Origin of the sequence: Microcystis sp. M44BS1 (genome assembly GCF_020244875.1) — a bacterium.
Classification (GTDB): domain Bacteria; phylum Cyanobacteriota; class Cyanobacteriia; order Cyanobacteriales; family Microcystaceae; genus Microcystis; species Microcystis panniformis.
This window is the reverse complement of the sequence record NZ_JADBVM010000281.1, coordinates 1-23,326: the sequence shown is the minus strand read 5'-3', so window position 1 is coordinate 23,326 and position 23,326 is coordinate 1. Positions and strand designations below refer to the sequence as shown.

General features: G+C 42.5%; 32 protein-coding genes and 1 pseudogene. 13 read left to right on the top strand and 20 right to left on the bottom strand.

The window, feature by feature from the left end; genetic code table 11:
- Positions 1–109, top strand: a pseudogene (locus IM515_RS21425) (IS1 family transposase); the annotation flags it as partial.
- A 21-nt stretch (positions 110–130) separates the two neighbouring features.
- Here the strand turns inward: IM515_RS21425 and IM515_RS21420 are convergent.
- From IM515_RS21420 to IM515_RS21405, 4 genes are all read right to left on the bottom strand, one after another.
- Complete coding sequence (locus tag IM515_RS21420; RefSeq protein WP_287630501.1) at positions 131–475, bottom strand: DUF760 domain-containing protein; 345 nt, start codon at positions 473–475, stop codon at positions 131–133.
- A 190-nt stretch (positions 476–665) separates the two neighbouring features.
- The gene (locus IM515_RS21415) at positions 666–1,829 is read right to left on the bottom strand and encodes a GuaB3 family IMP dehydrogenase-related protein (RefSeq protein WP_287630500.1); all 1,164 of its coding nucleotides are present in this window, start codon (positions 1,827–1,829) and stop codon (positions 666–668) included.
- 82 nt (positions 1,830–1,911) lie between these two features.
- The gene (locus tag IM515_RS21410; RefSeq protein WP_185238326.1) at positions 1,912–2,148 is read right to left on the bottom strand and encodes a hypothetical protein; all 237 of its coding nucleotides are present in this window, start codon (positions 2,146–2,148) and stop codon (positions 1,912–1,914) included.
- A gap of 90 nt (positions 2,149–2,238) precedes the next feature.
- The gene (locus tag IM515_RS21405) at positions 2,239–2,928 is read right to left on the bottom strand and encodes a lecithin retinol acyltransferase family protein (RefSeq protein ID WP_287630499.1); all 690 of its coding nucleotides are present in this window, start codon (positions 2,926–2,928) and stop codon (positions 2,239–2,241) included.
- Positions 2,929–3,008: 80 nt separating this feature from the next.
- On the opposite strand from IM515_RS21405, the gene IM515_RS21400 reads away from it, so the two are divergent.
- Together IM515_RS21400 and IM515_RS21395 are read left to right on the top strand one after the other, a co-directional pair.
- A complete protein-coding gene (locus tag IM515_RS21400) occupies positions 3,009–3,242 on the top strand; it encodes a hypothetical protein (protein ID WP_002771307.1) in 234 nt (77 codons plus the stop codon).
- Between the two features lie 22 nt (positions 3,243–3,264).
- The gene (locus tag IM515_RS21395; RefSeq protein ID WP_287630497.1) at positions 3,265–3,759 is read left to right on the top strand and encodes a phosphoribosyltransferase; all 495 of its coding nucleotides are present in this window, start codon (positions 3,265–3,267) and stop codon (positions 3,757–3,759) included.
- A gap of 81 nt (positions 3,760–3,840) precedes the next feature.
- Here the strand turns inward: IM515_RS21395 and cydB are convergent, their stop codons facing one another.
- Together cydB and IM515_RS21385 are read right to left on the bottom strand one after the other, a co-directional pair.
- Positions 3,841–4,854, bottom strand: coding sequence for a cytochrome d ubiquinol oxidase subunit II (cydB, locus tag IM515_RS21390; protein WP_002792975.1), 1,014 nt, complete (start codon positions 4,852–4,854; stop codon positions 3,841–3,843).
- 8 nt (positions 4,855–4,862) lie between these two features.
- Positions 4,863–6,290 (bottom strand): cytochrome ubiquinol oxidase subunit I, encoded by a 1,428-nt coding sequence (locus tag IM515_RS21385; RefSeq protein ID WP_287107206.1) that lies wholly within the window; start codon positions 6,288–6,290, stop codon positions 4,863–4,865.
- 353 nt (positions 6,291–6,643) lie between these two features.
- Between IM515_RS21385 and mnmG the strand changes: the two genes are divergently transcribed.
- The gene (gene mnmG / locus IM515_RS21380) at positions 6,644–8,551 is read left to right on the top strand and encodes a tRNA uridine-5-carboxymethylaminomethyl(34) synthesis enzyme MnmG (protein ID WP_287630496.1); all 1,908 of its coding nucleotides are present in this window, start codon (positions 6,644–6,646) and stop codon (positions 8,549–8,551) included.
- Between the two features lie 151 nt (positions 8,552–8,702).
- Here mnmG and IM515_RS21375 read toward each other — a convergent pair whose 3' ends face one another.
- A complete protein-coding gene (locus IM515_RS21375) occupies positions 8,703–8,840 on the bottom strand; it encodes a CHAT domain-containing protein (RefSeq protein ID WP_287687249.1) in 138 nt (45 codons plus the stop codon).
- Positions 8,841–8,969: 129 nt separating this feature from the next.
- On the opposite strand from IM515_RS21375, the gene IM515_RS21370 reads away from it, so the two are divergent.
- The gene (locus IM515_RS21370; RefSeq protein WP_287630494.1) at positions 8,970–10,790 is read left to right on the top strand and encodes a DUF262 domain-containing protein; all 1,821 of its coding nucleotides are present in this window, start codon (positions 8,970–8,972) and stop codon (positions 10,788–10,790) included.
- A 66-nt stretch (positions 10,791–10,856) separates the two neighbouring features.
- Here the strand turns inward: IM515_RS21370 and IM515_RS21365 are convergent, their stop codons facing one another.
- The 4 genes from IM515_RS21365 to IM515_RS21350 form a co-directional block, all read right to left on the bottom strand.
- Entirely contained in the window at positions 10,857–10,988 is a 132-nt protein-coding gene (locus IM515_RS21365; protein ID WP_265578834.1) for a hypothetical protein, read from the bottom strand.
- Positions 10,989–11,158: 170 nt separating this feature from the next.
- Positions 11,159–11,374, bottom strand: a complete 216-nt coding sequence (locus IM515_RS21360) for a type II toxin-antitoxin system death-on-curing family toxin (protein ID WP_287630492.1) — start codon at positions 11,372–11,374, stop codon at positions 11,159–11,161.
- 4 nt (positions 11,375–11,378) lie between these two features.
- Entirely contained in the window at positions 11,379–11,603 is a 225-nt protein-coding gene (locus IM515_RS21355; protein WP_012267820.1) for an AbrB/MazE/SpoVT family DNA-binding domain-containing protein, read from the bottom strand.
- Positions 11,604–11,669: 66 nt separating this feature from the next.
- Entirely contained in the window at positions 11,670–11,921 is a 252-nt protein-coding gene (locus IM515_RS21350; protein ID WP_287630491.1) for a DUF2283 domain-containing protein, read from the bottom strand.
- A 38-nt stretch (positions 11,922–11,959) separates the two neighbouring features.
- On the opposite strand from IM515_RS21350, the gene IM515_RS21345 reads away from it, so the two are divergent.
- Both IM515_RS21345 and IM515_RS21340 read left to right on the top strand, forming a co-directional pair.
- Entirely contained in the window at positions 11,960–12,223 is a 264-nt protein-coding gene (locus IM515_RS21345; RefSeq protein ID WP_287630490.1) for a hypothetical protein, read from the top strand.
- The gene (locus IM515_RS21340) at positions 12,220–12,585 is read left to right on the top strand and encodes a hypothetical protein (RefSeq protein WP_287630489.1); all 366 of its coding nucleotides are present in this window, start codon (positions 12,220–12,222) and stop codon (positions 12,583–12,585) included. Before IM515_RS21345 ends, IM515_RS21340 begins: the two co-directional genes overlap by 4 nt.
- 25 nt (positions 12,586–12,610) lie before the next feature.
- Here the strand turns inward: IM515_RS21340 and IM515_RS21335 are convergent, their stop codons facing one another.
- Positions 12,611–13,144, bottom strand: a complete 534-nt coding sequence (locus tag IM515_RS21335; RefSeq protein ID WP_287630488.1) for a hypothetical protein — start codon at positions 13,142–13,144, stop codon at positions 12,611–12,613.
- 173 nt (positions 13,145–13,317) lie between these two features.
- On the opposite strand from IM515_RS21335, the gene IM515_RS21330 reads away from it, so the two are divergent.
- Positions 13,318–13,581 carry a hypothetical protein gene (locus IM515_RS21330; RefSeq protein WP_287630487.1) on the top strand — a complete coding sequence of 88 codons (264 nt, stop codon included), beginning with the start codon at positions 13,318–13,320 and terminating at the stop codon, positions 13,579–13,581.
- Positions 13,582–13,772: 191 nt separating this feature from the next.
- Here the strand turns inward: IM515_RS21330 and IM515_RS21325 are convergent, their stop codons facing one another.
- Positions 13,773–14,165, bottom strand: a complete 393-nt coding sequence (locus IM515_RS21325) for a hypothetical protein (RefSeq protein ID WP_287630486.1) — start codon at positions 14,163–14,165, stop codon at positions 13,773–13,775.
- Between the two features lie 312 nt (positions 14,166–14,477).
- Between IM515_RS21325 and IM515_RS21320 the strand changes: the two genes are divergently transcribed.
- Entirely contained in the window at positions 14,478–15,074 is a 597-nt protein-coding gene (locus tag IM515_RS21320) for a hypothetical protein (protein WP_287698176.1), read from the top strand.
- 104 nt (positions 15,075–15,178) lie between these two features.
- Here the strand turns inward: IM515_RS21320 and IM515_RS21315 are convergent, their stop codons facing one another.
- From IM515_RS21315 to IM515_RS26200, 3 genes are all read right to left on the bottom strand, one after another.
- Positions 15,179–15,616, bottom strand: coding sequence for a pentapeptide repeat-containing protein (locus IM515_RS21315; RefSeq protein ID WP_002771275.1), 438 nt, complete (start codon positions 15,614–15,616; stop codon positions 15,179–15,181).
- A 114-nt stretch (positions 15,617–15,730) separates the two neighbouring features.
- A complete protein-coding gene (locus IM515_RS21310) occupies positions 15,731–17,203 on the bottom strand; it encodes a BCD family MFS transporter (RefSeq protein ID WP_287630484.1) in 1,473 nt (490 codons plus the stop codon).
- Positions 17,204–17,273: 70 nt separating this feature from the next.
- Positions 17,274–17,438 (bottom strand): DUF4351 domain-containing protein, encoded by a 165-nt coding sequence (locus IM515_RS26200; protein WP_425589520.1) that lies wholly within the window; start codon positions 17,436–17,438, stop codon positions 17,274–17,276.
- Between the two features lie 277 nt (positions 17,439–17,715).
- On the opposite strand from IM515_RS26200, the gene IM515_RS21300 reads away from it, so the two are divergent.
- Positions 17,716–17,901 carry a hypothetical protein gene (locus tag IM515_RS21300; RefSeq protein ID WP_287630483.1) on the top strand — a complete coding sequence of 62 codons (186 nt, stop codon included), beginning with the start codon at positions 17,716–17,718 and terminating at the stop codon, positions 17,899–17,901.
- Positions 17,902–18,084: 183 nt separating this feature from the next.
- Here IM515_RS21300 and IM515_RS21295 read toward each other — a convergent pair whose 3' ends face one another.
- Positions 18,085–19,062 carry a glycosyltransferase gene (locus IM515_RS21295; protein ID WP_193960186.1) on the bottom strand — a complete coding sequence of 326 codons (978 nt, stop codon included), beginning with the start codon at positions 19,060–19,062 and terminating at the stop codon, positions 18,085–18,087.
- A 270-nt stretch (positions 19,063–19,332) separates the two neighbouring features.
- Here IM515_RS21295 and IM515_RS21290 point away from each other — a divergent pair, with 270 nt between their 5' ends.
- On the top strand, positions 19,333–19,524 hold the full coding sequence (locus IM515_RS21290) for a DUF2949 domain-containing protein (protein WP_002758191.1): 192 nt from the start codon (positions 19,333–19,335) through the stop codon (positions 19,522–19,524).
- Positions 19,525–19,674: 150 nt separating this feature from the next.
- On the opposite strand, the gene IM515_RS21285 is transcribed toward IM515_RS21290, so the two are convergent.
- The 3 genes from IM515_RS21285 to IM515_RS21275 form a co-directional block, all read right to left on the bottom strand.
- Positions 19,675–20,133: a nitrate reductase associated protein gene (locus IM515_RS21285; protein ID WP_287630482.1), complete on the bottom strand. Its 459-nt coding sequence runs from the start codon at positions 20,131–20,133 to the stop codon at positions 19,675–19,677.
- A gap of 68 nt (positions 20,134–20,201) precedes the next feature.
- Positions 20,202–21,047: a prephenate/arogenate dehydrogenase gene (locus IM515_RS21280; RefSeq protein ID WP_287630481.1), complete on the bottom strand. Its 846-nt coding sequence runs from the start codon at positions 21,045–21,047 to the stop codon at positions 20,202–20,204.
- A 5-nt stretch (positions 21,048–21,052) separates the two neighbouring features.
- On the bottom strand, positions 21,053–21,415 hold the full coding sequence (locus IM515_RS21275; RefSeq protein ID WP_002788376.1) for a cupin domain-containing protein: 363 nt from the start codon (positions 21,413–21,415) through the stop codon (positions 21,053–21,055).
- Positions 21,416–21,519: 104 nt separating this feature from the next.
- Between IM515_RS21275 and IM515_RS21270 the strand changes: the two genes are divergently transcribed.
- Together IM515_RS21270 and IM515_RS21265 are read left to right on the top strand one after the other, a co-directional pair.
- Positions 21,520–21,972, top strand: a complete 453-nt coding sequence (locus IM515_RS21270) for an SRPBCC family protein (RefSeq protein ID WP_002771258.1) — start codon at positions 21,520–21,522, stop codon at positions 21,970–21,972.
- A 473-nt stretch (positions 21,973–22,445) separates the two neighbouring features.
- Positions 22,446–23,326 (top strand): RNA-guided endonuclease InsQ/TnpB family protein (locus IM515_RS21265; protein ID WP_287698178.1); only part of this gene is annotated, 881 nt, incomplete at its 3' end.

Here is a 23,326-nt window from a genome sequence, read left to right as displayed (position 1 = left end):
TTCTCGGCTGGTGAGAGAGAGTCTATCTTTCTCTAAAAAAATGGAGAATCACGTTGGGGCTGTTTGGTATTTTATCCATGACTACAACGCACAGCTGGCAAAGGATTAAGCCGCCATCACTACTACCGAATCACCACCCATCGCTAGAACCGCTCTGGAGAGTAGCGAGGGATTTTTCAAAATTCATTCTCTGTTCAGCATTGCGGAGAAAGTAACCACTCATCATTGCCGAGGCTAATAACCGGCCTAGATGTTCGCGACTGGTACTGATAGTGACACCGAAATGTTCGGAAGGAAGGTTGCCCAAAAGTCCGATAATGTTGCGTTCCATCACTTGAAAAACCTCTTGGGACTCCGGTTTCGAGAGTTGGGCGATTGTCTCCGGACTTAAGGTCTGGACATACTGCCACAAACTCTCGGAAAATTCACTATCGGTACCGAATAAATTGTGAGGGCGATCGTTTTCTCTGTACACCTTTGATCTCCTTAACTCAATTTTTTTATAAACTATCCTTTTGGTTCTTCCAATTTAACAGTTTTTTGAGATAGTGGGAGTCGGTAGAACCGAACCTGAAGGCCATGGTCATCCCAAGCAGAAAATCCATCTCCGGCACAAATCAAAAACTTAACACTGATGATAACCGATCGCTGTTCACTGATAACTTTTATTTACCCATACCTAAATGCTGGGCCTTTTGATAGACTTTACCCTCCGTCAGCAGCGAGGGAGCAATCACCACTTCCACCTGTTGCATTTCCTTTAAGTTCTTAGCACCTAAAGTCCCCATACTGGTTTTCAGCGCCCCTAGGAGGTTATGAGTACCATCATCTAATTTTGCTGGTCCGACGAGGATTTCGGCAATAGTTCCCGTACTGCCCACACTAATGCGGGTTCCCCGGGGTAGAACTGGACTAGGTGTGGCCATACCCCAGTGAAAACCGCGGCCGGGGGCCTCCAAGGAGCGGGCAATGGGAGAACCAATCATCACCGCATCGGCGCCACAGGCGATACATTTGCAGATATCACCGCCGGTAATAATGCCGCCATCGGCAATAACGGGGACATATTGACCGGTTTCTTGGAAAAAATCGTCCCTAGCGGCGGCACAATCGGCCACAGCAGTGGCCTGGGGAACTCCCACCCCCAAAACGCCGCGAGAAGTACAGGCAGCCCCGGGACCGATACCGACTAAAACCCCGGCTGCCCCAGTTTTCATCAGGTTAAGGGCGACTTCATAGGTGACGCAGTTGCCCAAAACCACGGGAATGGGCATTTCTTGGCACAGTTGCACTAAATCGAGGGGAGTGATAGCTTCCGGGGATAAATGGGCAGTGGAAACAACCGTTGCTTGGACAAAGAGAATATCGGCTGCTGCTTGGGCAACAATAGCACCGTATTTGACGGCACCGGCAGGGGTGAGGCTAACTGCCGCAATACCGCCTTTTTCTTGAATTTCTTGGATACGAAGCTCGATTAGTTGCGGTTTAATCGGTTCTGCGTAGAGTTCCTGCATTAAACCGACGAATTCTGCTTTGCCGACCGCAGCAATGCGATCGAGAATCGGGTTAGGATCCTCGTAACGAGTTTGAATACCTTCGAGGTTTAGTACCCCTAGCGCCCCCAACTCGGAGAGGAGGACGGCCATTTTAGTATCCACCACCCCATCCATAGCGCTGGCGATAATCGGGATTTCCCGCTCGATATTGCCGAGAGACCAACGGGTATCGGCTAAACTAGGATCGAGGGTTCGCACTCCGGGTACAAGTGCGATTTCATCGATACCGTAAGCTCTACGGGCTGTTTTGCCCCGACCAATAATTGTATCCACGTTTCTATACTATTTCAGACCTATTTAGCCTAGACTAGCAAATTTCGCACCATCTCGAAAAGCTTTTCGGTATTATGGCAAACTAGGCCTCAGGAAAATAATCGCCACAGTCGATCGCTTGTTCGGTGTTGGCGCTCCGGGGTTGTACACTACATTTGAGGCGATAATCGTTGGTAAAGTAGCGGCAGTGGGAGCAAGGGATGGAGTGCATCCGTCGGGCAACTTGCCAACTATCGCGCACGGCACTGGCTAAAGACCAGCAAACTAAAGCGATAATGGCAGCGGCGATTGAAAAACGTAAAATAATCCAGATTTCCATGGCGAGCAACTAAAATTACCTGATGTGGAGGGGAATCAACCGAGGCAATTGGCAGAGGTTTAGATACTGAACAGTTTACTGACATCCAGACTAACCGTTAGCAATCACCAGACTTTTAAGAACATTTTCGGTCATGGCCGCTATTTGATCCAATTGTTCCTGATGGCGTTTTGCCTGTTTTTTGGCTTCTACCTTGCGTTTCAGGGCTTCCCGGGCTAAATCATCGCGATTTTTGCTTAAAGCTTCGATCGCCACTCGATTCCATGTTTCTGCTTCTTGAATGGCTTTTTTATACTGGGGTTGAATTTCATCCCAACTGACCTTAAGATTGCTTAAAGCCCCTTTTAACAGGGTTTGGGCATTGTTGGGGTCGGCTCCGATGAGGGATTTTTTCAGAGGTTCGTAGAGTCCCACCGCTTGTAAATGGGTAATAATCGGGATAAATTCTTCTATCTGTTGACTTTTGCTAATACCGGTCTTACACCAAGTGGCAAAATGTTCGCAGTTGTTAAAAAGAAGATTATATTTCTGCTCCCCCAGACGACTTAGCGCCCTTTCTACCACCACATCGGGGATAAAGGAAAATCCCACCTCTACATAGCGCACCACATAGATTTTACCGCCCCTAGCAAAGGTTTCTAGGGAAGTTCGTTCCACAATCTCGCTCGGTTTTCGGTAATGAATGACGCTACCATCACCGCAATCGATGCCATGATGGGCATAAACACCCTGAAGATTGAGCAATTCCCGATGGGCGTATATTTGATCCCCTCTAGCCATATTTTTTTAGTGATAAAGTAAACAAGGAGATTGTCTATTGACCCAGTTTTTCTAGTTATTACTCTTATATTTTAGAGATTATGGATGCTTTTAGTCCCTTTCCCCCTGACTGGACAGAGAATGCTGTTCACGCCTACAATTTTTGTTGTCCTTACTGTGGCGCCAAAGCTAAAGAAGCTCAGGCCGTTTGGATCAATCGCCGCGCTCCCGTTTTAGGAGAAGATTCTCGTCGTAAATGGCAGGAATTCTATCATTGTCAATGCGATCGAGTTTGGTGGGCCTGGAGTAGCGATCGACCTGCCGAAAATAAGTAATTATCAATCGAGAATCGACAATATGGCCGATATTTATGTTTCTTGGGATGAATACCATCGTCTGATCGAAAAATTAGCAGTAAAAATCGATCGTTCTGGTTGGCAATTTGCTCAGATTGTCTGTTTAGCTAAGGGAGGATTGCGCGTCGGTGACATTCTCTGTCGTCTTTTTCGTCAACCCCTAGCCATTCTCTATGCTGCTTCCTACGGGGGGCAAAATCATCAAATTCGGGGAGAATTAACTATTTCCTCGAATTTAGCCATGATCGAAGCCCAATTAAAGAGTCCCTTATTATTAGTGGATGATTTAGTCGATTCGGGAATCACTCTCCAAAAAACCTCGATTTTGTTACAGGAAAAATACGGGATTACCAATATCAAAACTGCGGTGATCTGGTACAAAGCAGCATCAAGAATCAAACCTGACTATTATGTGGAATATTACCCCGATAATCCCTGGATTCATCAACCCTTCGAGCGTTACGAGTTAATTACACCCAAAGACCTCCTAGAATAAATTCAGTTTAGCATCAGCTTAGAGAGTCTCCCCTTAAAAATCTCACCAAAGAAGATTGATATCTGAAATCGGCAACGTCATCTATTCTCCGTAGGATTCAGCAGTAATTTTACCCCGAAAAACGATGTAATTATAAACTGTATAGGCTAGTAAAATTGGGATTAAAAAACCCACAAAAGTCAGCATAAACACCAAAGAACTAGGGGCGGCTGCCGCTTGATAAATTGTCACGGACGGGGGAATAATATCGGGAAAAATCAACAATCCCAAACCGATAAAAGAGAGCATAAACAGCAATACTGTCCACACCATCGGGGTGTTTTCTTCCTTTAGTTGCAAACTCCGCAGTAATAAACCCAGTAAGACCACAGCTAAAATCGGGATGAGGATAAAGATGTAAATTAGTCGAGGGTCAAATAAACGCTGACGGATATGGTCAGAAAGCAGCGGCGTACTGATGGTGATAAAGATAGCACCGATAAAAGTGGTAATAGCGGCAATTTTTGCCGTTTTATAGTGAACTTCCTGTAAATTACCCGTAGTTTTCAGAATTAGGTAAGTGGAACCCACTAAAACATAAGCTTGGATTAAAGTTAGAGACACTAGAATCGATCGCCATGTTAACCAATCAAAGGGGCCGCCAGCAAAATGACCCAATTCATCCACTTTAATGCCCTCAAAAACCGCACCGAGGGCGAATCCTTGCCCCAAAGCGGCCAAAAAACTGCCGAGTCCGAAGGCATAATTCCAGAACAACTTGCGACGAGAATGTTCACGAAACTCGAAGGAAACAGCCCGAAATAACAGCCCCACCACCATAATCACTGCTGGCAGGTATAAAGCGTTTAAAATTGTCCCGTAAGCTAGGGGAAACGCCCCAAACAGGGAACCCCCCATCAAAACAATCCAAGTTTCGTTAGCATCCCAAACATTGCCCAAACTGGTCATTAAAATACTGCGACGCTTCTCGGAGGAGGAAGTCAGGGAAAGAATTCCCACTCCCAAGTCAAAACCATCGAGGAGGACGTAGAGAAACAGGAATAAACCCAGAATAAAAAACCAAATTTGCGGCAAAAAATACTGTAAAGGTTCCATAGTTCCTCCTATTGTTGCGCTTCTAGGGAACGGGGATTCGCTTCCTGTGAGGTCACTTTTTCCTCTTGAGTCCCCGGCAGTGGTAAGTTAAGATTGGGTCCCTGACGGATAATAAGACTGCCAAAATAGAGAGCAGAAACCAAGAAAACGACATAAATCGCCGTAATTCCGATTAAAGAGGTTAAAATCTCGCCTGCGGGCAGTTTAGAAGCAGCATCCACCGTCCGGATTTGATTGTAAACCGTCCAGGGTTGACGACCGACACAACGGACAATCCAACCGGTTTCAACCGCAAGATAACCCAGAGGGGCCGCAAAAACCCAAGCGCGTAGTAACCATTTTTGACTGTCGATTTTTTCGTTAGATAATTGACCGCGCAGCCATTGCCCGACAGTTACAGCCATTAAAGACGCGAGAAAAAGACCGATAGCGACCATAATCCGGAAGGAATAATAGATTAGCCCCACCATGTGCGGTCTGTCTTCGTATTTCCACGTTTTTAAGCCGAGAACAGGTTCCGATAACTTGGGTTTTAATTCCAAAAGATAACCCAAAGCATTAGGAATCTTCACTTCCCAGCTATTTGTCTCCGCTTTATCCTTGGGTAAAGCAACCAAACTCCAACCGGCAGTTTCTCCCGCAGGAATGGTTTCCCATTGCGCTTCCATGGCGGCTAATTTAGCCGGTTGATAGTGATACACTTGTTCGGCACTAAGATGACCGACAAAAATTTGCAAGGGGGCGATAACAATCGCTAGAGTAAGAATAATTTTGAGAGAACGACTAAAAAAGCTAATGTGACGTTTATTGAGCAAATACCAAGCACTAATACCACCAATGACGAAAAGAGAAGTTTCCAGAGTAGCGAAAAACATATGCAGGAAACTATTAACCATGAAGGGATTGAGAATCGCTTGTAGGTAATCCTGAACGATAAATTTACCATCCACGAAGATGCCACCGGCGGGGGTTTGCAGCCAAGAATTAGCGGTTAAAATCCAGAAAGTGGAAAGATTAGCCCCAAAAGCGACGAGAATTGTCGCTAGGAAGTGAATTAACGGGGGAACTCGTCCCCAACCAAACAACATAATTCCTAGAAAACTAGCCTCTAGCATAAAGGCCATGGTTCCCTCGAAACCGAGGATAGTTCCGAAAAAGTCCCCCACCGCTTCCGAAAAAGGCGCCCAATTCATGCCAAACTGGAAGGCCATGGGTAAACCAGAAGCAACTCCAATGCCGAAATTGAGAATGTAGAGTTTTGACCAGAAGCGAGCGTGATGATAGTAGTCAGGATTGCGGGTTTTTAGCCATAATCCTTCGACAATGACTAGATAAATGCCCATACCAGTGGTTAACACCGGCCAAAGCATATGAAAAATAGCGGTGATGGCGAATTGTATCCGCGACAAAGCAACGGGATTGGCAAGTAAATCCATGATTATAATCTTTAAACGATCGTGAAGATAAGTAGGTGGGTGGAATTAAATATAAGATGAACGTAGGTTGGGTTGAAGCATGAAACCCAACGCCCGATTATGTTACGCTACCGCTAACCCATCCTACAAATAATTGTGCCTCCCTACTTATGATAAGCACCTATAATACTTAGCCAGTAATGCCCTGAAAAGGCAAGGTTAAATAGGAATTATATAGATTGTTTTTAGATTTATGCGATCGCTTTGATGGTATTCAATGATTTTAGTTAGTATTTTTGTATTGTATTTGAGGGAAAACTCAGAAAAATTGCTAGAATATTAGCCTGATTAATTAATTTTCCCCTCGATCGAGTATGACTTTCTCCTCAGCCGCAGACTTTCAAGATGAATTTGATGTCATCGTCGTCGGGGCGGGCCATTCCGGCTGTGAAGCGGCCCTAGCTTGCGCCCGTCTCGGTTGTCGTACCCTTCTCCTCACCCTTAATCTCGATAAAATCGCTTGGCAACCCTGTAACCCCGCCGTCGGTGGTCCAGCTAAATCCCAATTAACCCACGAAGTGGACGCTTTAGGCGGCGAAATTGGCAAAATGGCCGACCGCACCTATCTGCAAAAACGGGTTCTTAATGCCTCTCGCGGACCGGCAGTCTGGGCCCTACGCGCCCAAACCGACAAACGGGAATACGCGGCGGTGATGAAAGGTATCGTCGAAACCCAAGCAAATCTCGTTATTCGGGAAGGCATGGCCACAGACCTGATTTTAGGGGCAAATGAGCAAGTTTTAGGGGTAGAAACCTATTTCGGCACTTGTTTCGCCGCTAAAGCCGTCATTTTAACCACTGGCACTTTTTTAGGCGGCAAAATCTGGATTGGCGGCAAATCCATGGCCGCCGGACGCGCGGGCGAATTTGCGGCGGTGGGTTTAACAGAAACCCTAAATCGTCTCGGATTCGAGACTGGTCGCCTAAAAACTGGCACTCCTGCCCGTGTGGATAAGCGTTCGGTGGATTACTCCCGCATGGAACCGCAACCGCCCGATGACGAGGTACGTTGGTTTAGTTTTGATCCGGAGGTGTGGATCGAACGAGAACAAATGAACTGTCATCTCACCCGCACCACGGCGGCAACTCATCAATTAATCAGAGATAATTTACATTTATCCCCCATTTATGGCGGTTTTATTGACTCCAAAGGACCGCGTTATTGTCCCAGTATTGAGGATAAAATCGTCCGTTTTGCCGATAAAGAAAGTCATCAAATTTTTATTGAACCGGAAGGGCGCGATATTCCCGAACTTTATATCCAAGGCTTTTCAACGGGACTGCCGGAAAATGTTCAATTAGCAATGCTGCGGACTTTACCCGGTTTAGAAAACTGTGTGATGTTGCGGGCTGCCTATGCAGTGGAATACGATTATTTACCAGCAACTCAGTGTTATCCAACCCTGATGACGAAGAAGATTGAGGGGTTATTTTGTGCGGGACAAATTAACGGCACAACCGGTTATGAAGAAGCGGCAGCCCAGGGACTGGTGGCGGGTATTAATGCGGCAAGATTTGCTTTAGGAAAAGAGTTAATTGTTTTTCCCCGGGAGGAAAGTTATCTAGGAACTTTGGTCGATGATTTGTGTACCAAGGATCTGCGGGAACCCTATCGAATGTTAACCAGTCGTTCTGAATATCGCTTAGTATTGCGATCGGATAATGCCGATCAAAGATTAACACCTTTAGGGCGAGAAATTGGTTTAATTGATGACCGGCGTTGGCAATTATTCCAAACGAAACAGGCTAATATGATCGCTGAAAAAGAACGCCTACACGAAACGAGAATTAAAGAACGGGATGAGGTGGCAATCGCCATCGTTAAGGATACAGAACAAAAAATTAAAGGTTCTCTCTCTTTAGCGGATTTACTGCGTCGTCCTAGCTTCCATTATCTCGATCTTGATCGTTATGGTTTAGGTAATCCCGATTTAAATTTAGCCGAAAGAGAAGGGGTAGAAATTGAGATTAAATATTCCGGTTATTTGAAGCGACAACAAAATCAAATTGACCAAATTAGTCGCCACAGTAACCGTCATTTATCCCCAGATATTGACTACATGAAAATCGAAACTTTGTCAATGGAATCCAGGGAAAAATTAACAAAAATCAAACCCGCCACCATCGGCCAAGCCTCGCGCATTGGCGGAGTCAATCCCGCCGATATTAACGCTTTATTAGTGTATTTAGAAATGCGGCAGATGTCGGCAGTTAAAAGTTAGGAAATAATCCTGATTATCAGCGATCAAGAGTTGTTATCGGCTGCTTAATTAAGTAGCTGGTTATAATTAAATTAAAAATGGATTTTAGGTTCGATCCCCCCTTAGTCCCCCCTTGATAAGGGGGGTGTCTGATAATTTTTTTAACGCCTACCTAATTAGCATCTCCAATCAAAATAAATAGCGACCAAAAATAAGGATGGGGATACTTTTCGATCAGGCTTAATTTTGCCTCTCTCATCGATGCGCTTTTGCTCATTCCTTTCTGGAGATTTTGATAGAATTCAGCCATCATAATCGAATTAATTGCCTCAGAGGACTTGTCTTCGCCTGCTGGGGTATGTTAGCATTGAATAGGCTCAGTTAGTTCTTTTCCCGTTCTAGATACTGTACTGAAATGTTTTATAGGCTTAGATGAGTTATGAAGATTGAACCCACATACACATCGGTCGGTGTACTTTTTAAGCGTCAATCTACGTTTTTTATTCCTAAATATCAGAGAGCTTATGCCTGGGAATCAGAATCAGTCTCAGATTTTATCAAGGATTTACTTAATTGCTTTGAAAAAAGAAAGCAAGATTCGCCAATAAATCATTTTTTTGGTGGCATTCTGAGTGTCAAACACCCTGTTGTTGGAGCATTTGATCAGCATAAATATGAAATAATTGATGGACAACAAAGAATAGCTACATTTGCTTTGTTGGTTGCTTGTATGATTCAAACTTATCAGAACCTAAAATCAGAGGCTCAACAGTCACCAGGGGAAAATGATTTAGTATCAATTATCAACAAACGTATTCAAGATTTGTCAAACAGATTTATTGAATTCGATCAAGAGATTCAGAGACAAGTAACCCCTGTGGAAGTTTTAACACTTTCAACGGCCGACAGCCCTTTCTATAAAGACTTGATTCGTAATATAAATCCATCTCCCTCAAGAGACTCACACAATAAAATTTCATTTGCACATAAAACTTTATTAGATGAAATCCAAAGAATAATCAATGGTCATCACAGAATAGAAAACAAGATAGATGATCTCGAAATTATTCAAAATATATTAGACAATGATTTTACAATTTTGCACATGGTAACTGAAAATAGAGAGGATGCTTTTAGACTTTTTCAAGTTATTAATGATCGAGGAACCAATCTTACAGATGGAGATTTATTAAGAGCTAAAACATTGGAACTTCTCGAAGGCTATTCCAGAAACCAAGATTCTGTAGAAAAATTATGGGACAATATCCTGTCCGATTCACCAACCGACACAACTGATTATTTAAATTGGATTTATGATTCTTATCAAGGTAATAGACCAAAACAGAATGCCGTTTTTGATATGTTTCTTGATAAATTTTTCCCACAACATAAGAAACAAAATTTTACAGAAGATGATGCCGAAAAAATTTATCAAGTAGTAAAAAAGACTCACGAAGACATTTTTAAGTGTAGAAAACTGGTAAAAGGAGAATGGTTGTATGAACTTCGGCAACCTCTAACCAGTTGGGATAAAACTCGTTTGAACATTCTTATAGTTGAACTTGGACATACTTTATCAATTCCTTTATTACTGGCAGCATCTGAACTCAATCAAAAATCATTCTCAGAAATAGTTAATATTTTAGAAAAGGTATTCTTTCGGTATAAAATAGTATGTAATCAACACATAACACCGCTTAAAAATATCTACGCCAAAGAGGCTCTTAATATTCGCAAAAATCCCAATAATTATAATGTTAATAATCTCAGAAATGAGCTACAAAAACTTATGGAATCAAAGGCATCAGATCAAAAATTCAGGGATAACCTAGTTACCCTTGAATATCAAGAATCTGGTGGTAGCAACAAGCCTCTAAAATATTTTTTAATGACAATTGAGTATTACTATCAATGGTACAAAGACGGTGCAAGTGGTGAGTCTATATGTCTTGACAAAAGCAGATTATATGACTTTGCTGGCACATCGATCGAACATATATATCCTCGTAACGTCAGTGAATCTGACCAAGATAATGAGCTTGACCAACTCAAAAATTCTCTTGGCAATCTTACTATTTTAGACCCTGCACAAAATAGTATTGGAGGCAACGACAATTTTTCTACTAAAAAACCGCTCTATCAAAAATCTTCAGTTTTATTAACTCAAGAGATAGGCTCAAAGACAGCTTGGACAAAGAGTGAAATTGAGGCTCATCAAAAATTACTGATAGATGCTGATGTTGCCATTTTTCGTCTGTAGCTTACGGAGAGAAAAAGGTCGGGCATTGCAGAAAATTTCCTGAATTTCTCACATCACTTAACAATTTTAGGCTTTCCTCGCGTCCGTATTTTGCGCTATTACCGCAGGGACGAGAGAGGAGAGTTTCCCGTTAACAACTGGTAGGGTGACGGTAGCCACCAGAGAAAGAGTAAGTAAGGCGTAAAATTTGGGATTCATAGTTATTTCCGCTATCAGTTATTAGTTAATACACCTCATCATGAGTTCCAATGTTAATCAAAACTATCCTATCTGTTTGAGTTTTCTCGTCTCGTTCTAAATAGAAAATGATGCGGCAATCATAACCACAGGAACAAGCTCTCAATTCCTGATATTCTCCCCTGACTCGATTAACATTTCTTGCTGTTCCCTGGGTAAGCGTAGGCTGCTGCCAAAGAAGCCATGTCAGGAGGCGACTCAGAATAAGCCAGAAAATTTTGCGGTCGGGAAAGTGCGCTTTCTAGCAACCCCTCATCTCGAATACCCTCTAATCCACCATGCTCGGCTATTTGGTGGTGATGAATCGCGAGAGCTACCCCATCAGCTATCCAGATTAGCTGGTTCATGAGCCTAAGTTGCCAGCTTTCTCAAAACATTCCAGTCTTCGCGCATCACTTCCTCCGCCACTTCCATTTGCTGGACAAATTCGGGGTCGTAGGGTGTAAGCTCAAAGCCATTCGGCGTTTCCAAGACGTAGAGCATATCGCCTTTACTAAGGCGCAGCTTCTCCACCAACTCTTTCGGGAAAATCACCCCCATAGAGTTCCCTACCGTTGTGACTTTTAACTTAATCATCGTTTTTTGACTGAGTAAATATATCAATTATAGCACCTTTCATATTTCCTGAATTTCTCACATCACTTAACAATTTAGTATTAACTTTCCGAACCATTGTCTAATCTCTTGTTTTTCACTCTCTTCCAACGGAAAATCAATATTTTTGAATTGTTCGGCCCTTCTCTGTTTGACTCCTAAAATCTCAATCCCCACAATCCTATCCGTCTCATTGTAATCATAGACAATCCCCAGCGCTACTTCCTCAGAATCGATAACCTTTCCCTCAAAACGACGAATATAAGCGGCATTAGCGGCTCGATCATAGTCCATTTTCATATAGCAACCGCCAAGGCAATAAAGATTATAATTACTATATGGTGACATCTTTAACCCCAGCCCAACTAGACAACCTCAACCGCTTTCAAAAACGCCTTCCCCGTCATGCTACCCCAATTCGGATCTATAATCTTCCCAACGGTGGCAAAGCATTTCAATCGGACGTTCCCGCCAAAAATATTTCCGGTTCCTATGCAACCTACGAAAAACAAATTGATGCGGACGGAATCACTCTCTTTTACACCAAAACAACCTACGCCCCCAACGGTTCTATTGTTCACATCAAACAAAAATACCCATGAAAAATAGACAAGAATACCTCAACGCCCTAGTCAACTTTGACCAACCCCTATCAACTATCCTCCCTATCCTAAAAACCTTTCCTTGGGACAGTAGCGAAGCAATTATCACCCTAAAAAAAGAGCATCTGATCGATATTCTCGATCGCTATCTTAATAACGCTCTATCTGCCACCGACTTAGAAAACTGGGCCGATGCCATCGAATGCAGAGAAGATATCGCATATAAAACAGATGAGGAAAATCTCATCAATGACATCATTTTTTACCTCGCTAATCCGACCTTAAACGATCCACTATCACCAAAAATAATCGAACAATACATCAGCCAACTTTCCCATTTAAAGTCTTCCTTAATTGCCTAAAAAATAGACCTCTCTTTTGTAAATTTTAATGCGGGTTTACTTGAATCTCAATTTTGTCCGAGGGGTTGAATTTAATTTCCTCGACAACGTAGGAACTCTTAATCGCTACCCCTTCGATCCCCCTTATTTCTAGAGGATCTAGCGAGGTTAAAGTTACTTCCGCTTTTCCTTGATTAACATCAATAATTTTGAAGTTCTGTAGGGGTTCCGTCCAGCTTTGTCTATTCTGGTTTGGATTGCTTGATCCCTCTGTCCCGCGAATAACAAGCTCTCCGCTTTTGATAATTACTTTGCCTTGAAACTCTATCTGTTTGATCTCTTTCATTGCCACTTCTTTTGTTTTTGATTCTCTCCCTAAAGCGATCATTTTTGTTGGAGAATCGAACTTGATTAATCTCCCAGATAGAGAAGTGCCATTTTTTAAAGATACTTTTGTATCATCCGGCATGAATACGGGGATTACGGGAGATCTATCGCCGGTGGCTGGTAGATGATAGCCAGCAAGAGAGGCGATAAAAACTAGGCTAGTTGCGGTTATTATTGGGTAGAGTTTTTTCATCTTTACCTTGCCTGAATGATCGGGATTTAGTTGGTTCTGTTTTCGATCTTGGATGCGGTGGGTTAGGAGTAACAGTAACCCAACCTGCGGTTTTTTCTAGAGGGTTTTTTCCATATTTTAGCGTCGGGATTGTCAAAGGGGAAGCGTTTTATCTTCTCTTTATGTTAAAACTTATGAAGGTACTCCTTTATGCGGTAAGCGATAGAAATATGACTCTACAAGAGCTAATGCGGTGGGCGGAAAAATTATCCGCGATCGAGAAACGGCAACTGCTCGAAAAAATTACCGCAGAAATGGCATCGGAATCGGCAGAAATTAATCAACCCCGTCCATCTTTATGGGGTATATGCGCCGATTTAGGACAGGCTCCCTCGGCTGAAGATATCGATAAAACCCGACGAGAAGCGTGGGGAGATTTTACCGCAGAGGCTCTTTAAGTGTTAAAAGCAAGTTTTAAGTAGGTAGGCGTTAAAAATTATCAGAAACCCCCCTTATCAAGGGCGCAGGGGGGATCGGCACCCCCCTTATCAAGGGGGGCAGGGGGGATCGAACCTATTCCCCGAATATAATTTGATTCGGTGGGTTAGCGCTACTCGTAACCCAACCTGCGGTTTTTGTCAATATATTTTTACTTTCCGAAACCTTTGTTCGGGCGGTTTTGTTTGGCAATACGGAGGGCTTTTCCGGTTTTACCATCCTGTAGTGCGATCCGCATTGATCGCTTTTTCTGGTAGGATTGAATATCCGCCGCTAACGGATGATCGTTATCGATGCGTAGATGGGTTAAAGAACAGATAAGACCCGTTTGTTTTCCCAATTCATTTTTTAGGGAACAAATAATTCCCCCCTCGTCTCCCGTGTAGAAAATTTTATTGATCGAAAACTGGTGATCGGGTTTGTATCGCTCGCCTTTTGTTTCGGCTAGTTTTAACGTTTCGGGAGTTGCGCGCACAGGGATTGGTAAACTCGCTTCCATTTTCTCAATTAACAAACGAACTTGTCGGGGATCGTCGATGGACATGGTTATTCTCCTTGATAAAATACAAATAACTGGCGATGGAACCCGATCGATCGAGTAGAATAGCAATCGAAAACGCCAATCAGGGACATTTTACCGTGAGCGCTCCGAATTCTCCCCCTCCCGGAACACAGATACTAGGAACCTTCGCCAGTCTTCTCGGTTTGCTGGGGATTTTTCTCTATTTTACGGGATGGATCTATCGGTGGGCCTATTTCGGCTGGTTTAGCCTTGAGATTAACCGTCTGGACTTGCCCTTGCGTTCGTTCCTTCCTTTTTGTGCCGATACAGGTCTTCTGTGGCGATTTCGGGGCGTTGCTGCGAACGTTTCTGGCGCTGGTTGCCGTTGCCTTTGCGATTCAATTTACCCTCTGGATTTTGTCTCCCCTGCCATCCTATGCAATTGTCAGTCAATCTAAACGGAAATTTCATCAAAAATTTCAGTTCCTAGGTTTATTAGTCCGGGGAATTCCCGAATCTCTCCGAAAAGATTTGATCGCTGTTATTTGGCTATTAATTATCCTTTTTTGGTTAGCTCGAATTCAGGGATCGATCGATGCCCGTCGCGATGCAGTTAATGATACTTCTACCTTACCAGTTATCACTCTAGTTTTACCAGAAAAACAGATAGCGATCGGTCGGAATCCAGAGGATGTTTTTACCGATCCTTCTCTCAAAGGTTATCGAATTATTGGTGAGACTAAATTACTCGAAGAGCTGCGGGGAAAAGAAACGAATGATAGTAAAGTTAATCCCCCGCGAGTCTGGCGGTTATTAATCCAAAATAACAATTGGACTTATGTTTTTCGCGGGTTATCCCCCCAGTCGGCAGAAAATGAACGTCCGGCGATTCTAGCCATTCGCGAGGATAAGGAGGGACAATTGTTGATTCTCGCGCCGGATGTCCCATAATCCCGATGAGAGTCAATCGGGGAAATTATCAAAAGCGATCGTTAATAAAAAAAGTCTAAAAGTCTCACCCCACAAGGTTTTTAGATTCATTCAGCCAACCCTATCTAGGGATTGCCACCACCAACAGCGATGCCTGTACCATAAATCTGAGCATTTGTCAAGTTAATTCTCTCCATCGATGCACCCGTCACATCAGCATCATAAATCACGGCGCTGGTGAAATTAACTCCATCGAGATCAGCTTGATTCAAACTGGCATTAGTCAGAAAAACTGCGGTCAAATTTGCACCTTCTAGGTTGGCACCGGTCAAATCTGCGCCCTCTAAGTTAGCTTCCTCCAGATTAGCTCCTTGTAAATTCGCTTTTCTCAAATCTGCGCCGATTAGATGCGCCCCTCTTAAATCTGCACCGCGGAGATCACAGCCCGGACATTCCCGCGTATTCAATAATTGTTGTACCTGTCGGGGATTTTCCGCACCGACGGGGTTAATCAGCAGTAAGGAAGCTAGGGAACCTAGGGCAATCATTAAAGTCCTTTTCATCGTTTTAGCCTCCTCTTTCGTTTTCTTCTCTACTTTTAGGATAGGAAAAAAGCTGCTGAGTAACTTCCCCCGATCGGGCTAATTCTCCTGTTATCTCACTTTTTCTTGCTTTTGCTAGTCAATCTCCCCTTTTATTACCGTTGCGATCGCTGCTCGGGCATTTTCCTTAAATTCCTTGACATCGACGCGACTTAATAACCAAACTGCTAGGATCATTCCCAATGCTTGCAGGAGGAAAACTAAGCTATAGGCTAAAACTGGACTAGAAAAGATAACTTTACCGATATTTAAAATCGTACCGCCTAAAACCGTGGCTAATCCCCGGGCGATCGCTTGTGATAATCCCCAAGCGCCGATAAAAGTTCCCGCAGTTTCGGCAGCGGTTAAATCTAACATTAAACTGGTAGCCCCAGCAGTAATCATTCCCGAAGCTAAACCGAAAAAGAGCAAGCTTGATTTTAATAAACTTTGGTTAGCAGAAAATCCAGCAAAAATCAACAGAATAAAACAAATTGTTGCAAAAATACAGCCATATTTAGTGGTTTTTTGTTTACCGACGCGGGGAATGAGCATAAATCCCGTGGCAGCGATACCAAAAAGGGTTCCGGTTCCCCAAAAAGCGTTTAATTGGGTGGTTTGGGCGATACACATCCCAAAAACCTCGCCCCCAAAAGGTTCCATAATTGCATCCTGCATAAATAAACTCAAAGTCATCATCAGCAGAAAAGTGAAAAATAAACCGGTTTGCCGACTAGCGGTGAGAACCTGTAACGCATCCTTGAAGGTAATTTGATCCTCTCTTTGCACAAGAGTGGACCGACTACTAAAACGAGAATATTTTTTTTCTACGCCAAAAGTCGCTAAAATACAGAGAACGAAAACGATAGCGGGCATAATTGCGAACACGGGGTTAATATTCGCCTGTAGTTGCGGAATATTGGCTATAGGGGCTGATTGAGTCGGATCATAGGTCAAAATATTTGTACCGCAGATATTGGGAGTATCCAGCAGACGAGAACTAACGATCGCCCCGACGACGATTCCCACCATCAACATTGACCAAACTATACCAACTAATTGCGATCGATTATCTTCATCGGACACATCCACCAAGAGGGCAGCAAAAGGGGTGGAACTGGCACTTAAAGCTAGTCCGTAGAGGGCGAAAATTAAGGCTAAGAGGGCAATCCAGGCGTAGGAAATGGTATTCCATCCCGAAGTTTGAATACTAAGTCCCAATTGCCAAACTACCTGCAAAGCAATAAAAGCTAAAGCGGTAAAAACTGCCGCTCCAATCCAGACATAACCGCTGCGATGATGACCAAAAATAGTTTTACCGTCGGATCTTTGCCCAAACCAGATGCGTGCTGGACTAACAAACTGGTGCATAGCGATCGCAGCTGCGGCGAGAAAGGGTAAAACTTTTAACTCATCGATCATAATCCGATTGAGAACCCCCAAAGTCAGCAGGGACATAATACCTAGTCCCATCTGAAAGAGTCCTAAGCGAAACATGGTGAAAAGTCCCAGTTTTGGCAGGGGTTTTGGGGATGAGTGAGTAGAATTGGAGATATCGCTGGTAGCCATGGTTAAATCAATACAAAAAAAGCCAGTATTTAAAAATTTAACGCAGGACGAGCAGACATCTTCTAGGGATTTAAGTTTCTGTGTTCAATAACCAAGTGGTCAGAACTGTCAAGCTGGTAAAATCGAGCAGCGCTTCTCCTAAAGTTTCTAATTGTTCTAGGGATAGTTCTTGGATTTGTTGGCTTAAAGTTGAGGATATTTCACCTAAACGACGGTTAAGTAGTTGTAGAATCAAAGCAACCGCTTCTTATTGTCTTCCTTTTTTTTGGATGTCCTGATCAATGACTGATTCGCCCATAATTTCTTCCCTTAATAAGCTTCTGGTGATTTCCTTACTTAATACTAACCCCACCAGAATTGCTGTAGCGGCGGCTAAATTGCTTTTTTCAGTTCTCCCCTTGATATTAAGTAGGTGGGTGGAATTAAATATAAGATGAACGTAGGTTGGGTTGAAGCATGAAACCCAACGCCCGATTATGTTACGCTACCGCTAACCCATCCTACAAATAATTGTGCCTCCCTACTTATCAATTTTTCTGGCTACTTTGGCCAAGATTTTCCTATTGTATTATCCATTTTCCTGTAACTGTATGTTCGAGTTAATCGAGATCGCACAAAATGGAGATTTCTATGATCGTATCTTCCCCATTGTCCTCACCGATGCCAAAATCTACAACCCCAAAGACCGACTAAAATAGACTCAATACTGGGAAACCGAAAGTAAAGAACTAGAAGAAACCATGAAACAGGGAGGAATCGCCAACCTGCGAGGAATTATCGACGATCTAAATCTTGGCACCGTGATCCAGAAGTCAAATCGTCAAGTGCTTACTCTGTAATGATTATAATCGATTCGATCTTTGTTTAGCGTTGAAGTTCCCTTAGGAATAAATTGGGTCTTTTTCCAGCAAACCTAGCAATTTTTGCATTTTAATCCAAGCTCTTCTCATTTGCCAGAATTTACTTTTTTCCATGGCGGCTATTTTACTGTCAGCTTTTTGTAATTCCTCGTCTCTTTCTCGATAATCCAATTGGGTTTTTTGCAATTCTTGTTGCAATTCTTGTTCATGAATTTCTAATTGTTTAATTCGTTCTCTAGCCTGTTCTAACTGAGCGAATATATCGACTTTTAAGGTGACTAAAGCAGTAAAAATGGCTTGGATATTTTGGGAGTAAAGTTGGGGATGATTATAAAAAAGTTGGGTGTAGGAATAGATATAGTGTTCTGCGGTCATTGAGCGACTCATAGAATCAGCTTTTTGTCGATAGAAAAATAACAATTCTGGGATACGATAGACTTCTCGACCTAATTCGATCAGAGATAACCAAAAATCGTGATCTTCCCAACCATAAATTAAATTGCTATTATAGCCCCCCACAGTTTCCCAGTCGGATTTCCGAAACAAACCGGAGCAAAATATCATATTATCTACTAATATATCGGGAAATTTATACTCAGGCAGCGGCCAAATTCCTTGTCTATCGCCAAAATATTCCGCTTCGCAATAAACTATACCTAATTGCTCATTACTTTCTAGCAAAGCAACCGCTTTTTCTAGATAGGAATCGGCAATTTTATCATCAGCATCAAGGGGAAGAATATAGGTTCCTTGCGCTTGGGCAATTCCTAGATTTCTCGCTGTGGCAACCCCTTGATTTTCTGTGCGGATGATCCTAGTTTTTGGCTGTTGATAATCTTGTAAAATCTCGATGGTTTCTGGTTCTGTGGAGCCATCATCAATGACGAGGATTTCAAAGCCTTGGTATGTTTGTACCAAAACGGATGCGATCGCATGATCAAGATAGCGACCTTGATTATAGCAAGGAATAATCACGGAAACCTTAGGAACATGACTCATTGAGGGCAATTCTCTCCTACTCGAGCAAAAACTAGGTTATCAATAGCTTATCCCAAAAGTTCCCCTTTCTCGTTTTTCTGACTAAAGAAAGTGTTGATATCCCCACTAGCAATTGCGGGATAGTAGGAGATACTATGAATAAATTCTGAAATTATTCCGATTGTTGGACAAAATCACCCAATTGGGTGATCCCCGTGAGGGAAGCATCTCTTTTTAATAGAGGATAAGTTATTCAATAATCAGATTATTATTACCAATGATCCTTACATCATGGAAGCTCATCAACAAAAACAACTCCGCACTTTCCTCTTGGAAAAATTAGCTATTTCCCCCCGTTCCTTCGATATGGCTGTGCGTCTCTGTGAAGCATCGGTGGGTTCTTTGCCGATGGTTTTATGGCAGTACGGTTTAATCGATTTGTCGCAATTGAATCAAGTTTTTGATTGGATGGAAACTGTATAATTATTTTCCAAGCATATGCTCATTAATTATCATTTTTGTTAAGAGAGCAGCAAGTTACTGCAATTTATTTAATTTTATACCCCTTGCTTGCCTTTTTGCTCGTCATGACAGTAAGGTAGAAACAAACTTAATATGGCATAGGTTCTTGAGTTAGGCATCGACTATATGGAACTCTTTCAGGGCCGGATAGAAGTTGAGATTTTCGTGACTGGTACGACTGAGTTTAATCAGGGCAAACCGTTGGGATGGTTGCAATTTTTGCCATTGTTCTAAACTAATTTCGATCTGGAATTCTCTAGCTTTTTCTAGGACTGTATCAGGAATCTGGCTATCATCTAGCCAAGCGGGATGGGTATCTATTGCTAGTTCTCCTGCGGGATTGCCAGTTTTTTCCGTGATTAATTTTTGCAGAAAATCTCGATAGATTTTGGCTTCTGCTGCCGTCGTACAAGCCATATTAACTAATACCATTCTTTCTGGTTGAGTTAACTGCATCCAATGGGATAATTTTAATTTAACTCCACAGGTATCTAGTTTCATTCTCACGGCCATCGGTATGCAACGTAAGGAGTCAACAAATTCGGCTTCAAAGTCAAAAAAGGTGTTCATATTATTGCCTTGGTTTACTGAGGATAAATCTATAACACAGCACTGGGTTATAATTGCTGGGAAAAATGTTATTTTGATTGAAGAAAATTGGCTCGATATTGATGACTAGAGACGAGAATTTCCTCTAGTTCCTGCCATTGTTCTCTTGTAATATAGTCAATAATTTGATCAAGATTTTGCCGATAATTTTTCAAGGATATCAATAAAGCTTGACGATTGTATTTAGCCATCATTAAACCTAATTCGGGATTGCCAGCACCGACGCGACTGGTATCGCGAAAACCAGAACTAGCTAAATTTTCCGCTAATTTGCGAATATTCAGGTCTTGTTCTTTCCCACAAGCTTGGACTAAACTGGTACTAATCATTACCGGCAGATGGGAAATCCATGCCACGGCTCGATCGTGTTCTTCGGGGGAGGAATAATAAATTTGACAGCCTAATTTTTCTACTATTTCAGTTAAGATTTTCACGGCACATTTAGGAGTAGATTCAAGGGGAGTAATCAGATATGGGGCATCGACAAATAAACCCAATTGTGCCGCATTAATTCCCTGTTCGGTTTTCCCAGCCATGGGATGACTACCGACAAAATTCGGCCATAATTGACTACAATTGTCCACAATTGCCCCTTTAACCGATCCCACATCGGTGACAATTGCCTGTTTTTTTAAATAGGGAGTTAATTTTTCCAAAGTTGGCACAATTAAATGTATGGGAGTACAGATAAAGATTAAATCGGCAGTAGCCAATAATTCTAAACTGGTGCTAGATTCATCTACCACTCCTTTTTTTACAGCGATATCACAGGTGGATTGTTGACGGGAAACTCCCAAAACCTTATAACCTTGTGAGCGGAAATCTAACCCCAAGGAACCACCAATTAAACCCAGTCCAATAATGCCAATATTCATTATTTTTACTCAAAGATAATTTCGTCTTCCAGTCGCCAAGCAGGATCGACAATGCACAAGAAAACTAAGGGTTCCTCTCCACAATTATGAATATATTGTTTAGCTAGAGGAGGTATATAAATTGCAGCACCGACAGTCACTAATTGCACTTCCTCATCGATGTGCATTTCCCCTTGTCCTTGCAGAATATAATAAACTTCCGCAGTTTTTAAAGCGTGGGGAGTAGAAGTTTCCCCCACATCTACCTGCGCGTGGGCTAAACTATAACGTAGATTTAACGGCTGTTTATCGGGATGCAATAACTCGCGCAATCGGGTATGATCACCGGCGATGAATTCCTCACATTCGAGCAGTTTTCTGATTAACATAGTACAATTAAACCTCGAAGATTGTTTTTATTTTATCATTGAGTGAAAAGCTAAAGACTAATAGCCGTTATCATAGAAATATTCAGCATCGCCAGAATTAACGAATGACTTGGTTAGAACATAGTGTACAGGTAGAAGTGGACGCGCCGATCGATCTGGTTTGGGAACTCTGGTCAGATTTAGAACAAATGCCCCACTGGATGAAATGGATCGAATCGGTGAAAATTATCGAGGAAGAGCCAGAGCTTTCCCGTTGGAAGTTAGCCAGTGGTGGTCTAGAATTTACTTGGTTGTCACGGATAATGAAAATTGTCCCCCACCAGATTATTCAATGGGAATCCGTGGACGGGTTGCCTAACCGCGGGGCGATTCGTTTTTATGATCGTCATGGTAGGAGTATTGTGCGACTGACAGCAGCCTATGCTATACCCGGTTGGTTAGGAAAATTGATGGATAATCTTTTCCTCGGTCGAGTGGTAGAATCAACCCTGCAAGCTGATCTAGAGCGTTTTCGCCTTTATGCGCTCAATATTGTCAATAATACGCCGCCAAGGTGAGGTAATCATCCGCAGTAAGCTGTTGACTATCTAAAGCACTTGTTAAGAGTGCATGGGAGCAGGCAGAGGGTGGTGAGCATTTGTACTAAAATCAATAACTGGTTTAAATGCAGTACAGCTTATTCCTGACTACCGACAACCGACTCCCCAAAAGGAAAACTTCCTAAGAATATCCCCAGCAAATTGCGCTATCACGGTTGAGTTATTTCTACTCAATTTTATAGAGATAGGCTTCTGGGGTTTCAAGAAGGGGAGTCATCGGGCGATCGAGAGGGGGAGTTTTGACGAGGGTAAAAATTGGAAATAAATCGTTCATTTGGATAGCCATTTTAAATTTCGGCTGTATATAATAACTACCCGATGGGCAGGTATTGGTTATCGTTAGCTCTCTTTTGGTCATCGAAAATTTGGGTCTGAAACCCCGTCGTTCTACGACGGCTTTACTGTTAAATATTAGCACATTTACGAAATATATGCTAAAATGTGAGACATGGAAAAGCTATCGCTACCGATTTTACCCCACACCAACACAAGAGTCGCTATTGCGGCGCACTTTGGGATGTGTAAGATTGGTTTACAATAAGGCACTCCATCTCAGAACACAAGCTTGGTACGAAAAGCAAGAAAGAGTAGGCTACGCTCAAACTTCTTCAATGCTAACCGATTGGAAAAAACAAGAAGAATTAGACTTTCTCAATGAAGTAAGCTGTGTACCTTTACAACAAGGGTTAAGACATTTACAAACAGCTTTCACTAATTTCTTTGCTGGTCGTACTAAGTATCCTAGCTTTAAGAAAAAACATCAAGGAGGAAGTGCCGAATTTACCAAATCTGCTTTTAAGTTCAAAGACAAACAAATCTATTTAGCTAAATGCACAGAACCCTTACCTATTCGATGGTCAAGACAAATCCCAGAAAGCTGTGAACCAAGCACAGTAACAGTCAGATTACATCCTTCTGGACGTTGGCATATCTCAATAAGATTTGATGACCCAACAATTAAGCCATTACCAGTAACAGATAAAGCCATTGGAATTGACTTAGGAATTAGTAGCCTAGTAATTACCAGCGATGGCGATAAAGTATCTAATCCTAAGCACTTTAAAAAGCATTATCGGAGACTGCGAAAAGCGCAAAAAAATCTTTCTCGAAAACAGAAAGGCTCAAAAAATCGAGAAAAAGCCAGAATCAAAGTAGCAAGGATTCACGCTCAAATCACCGATAACAGAAAAGACCATTTACACAAGCTAACGACTCAATTAGTTCGTGAAAATCAAACGGTTGTGGTTGAGAATTTAGCAGTCAAGAATATGGTCAAAAACCCGAAATTATCTCAGGCAATGTCTGATGTTAG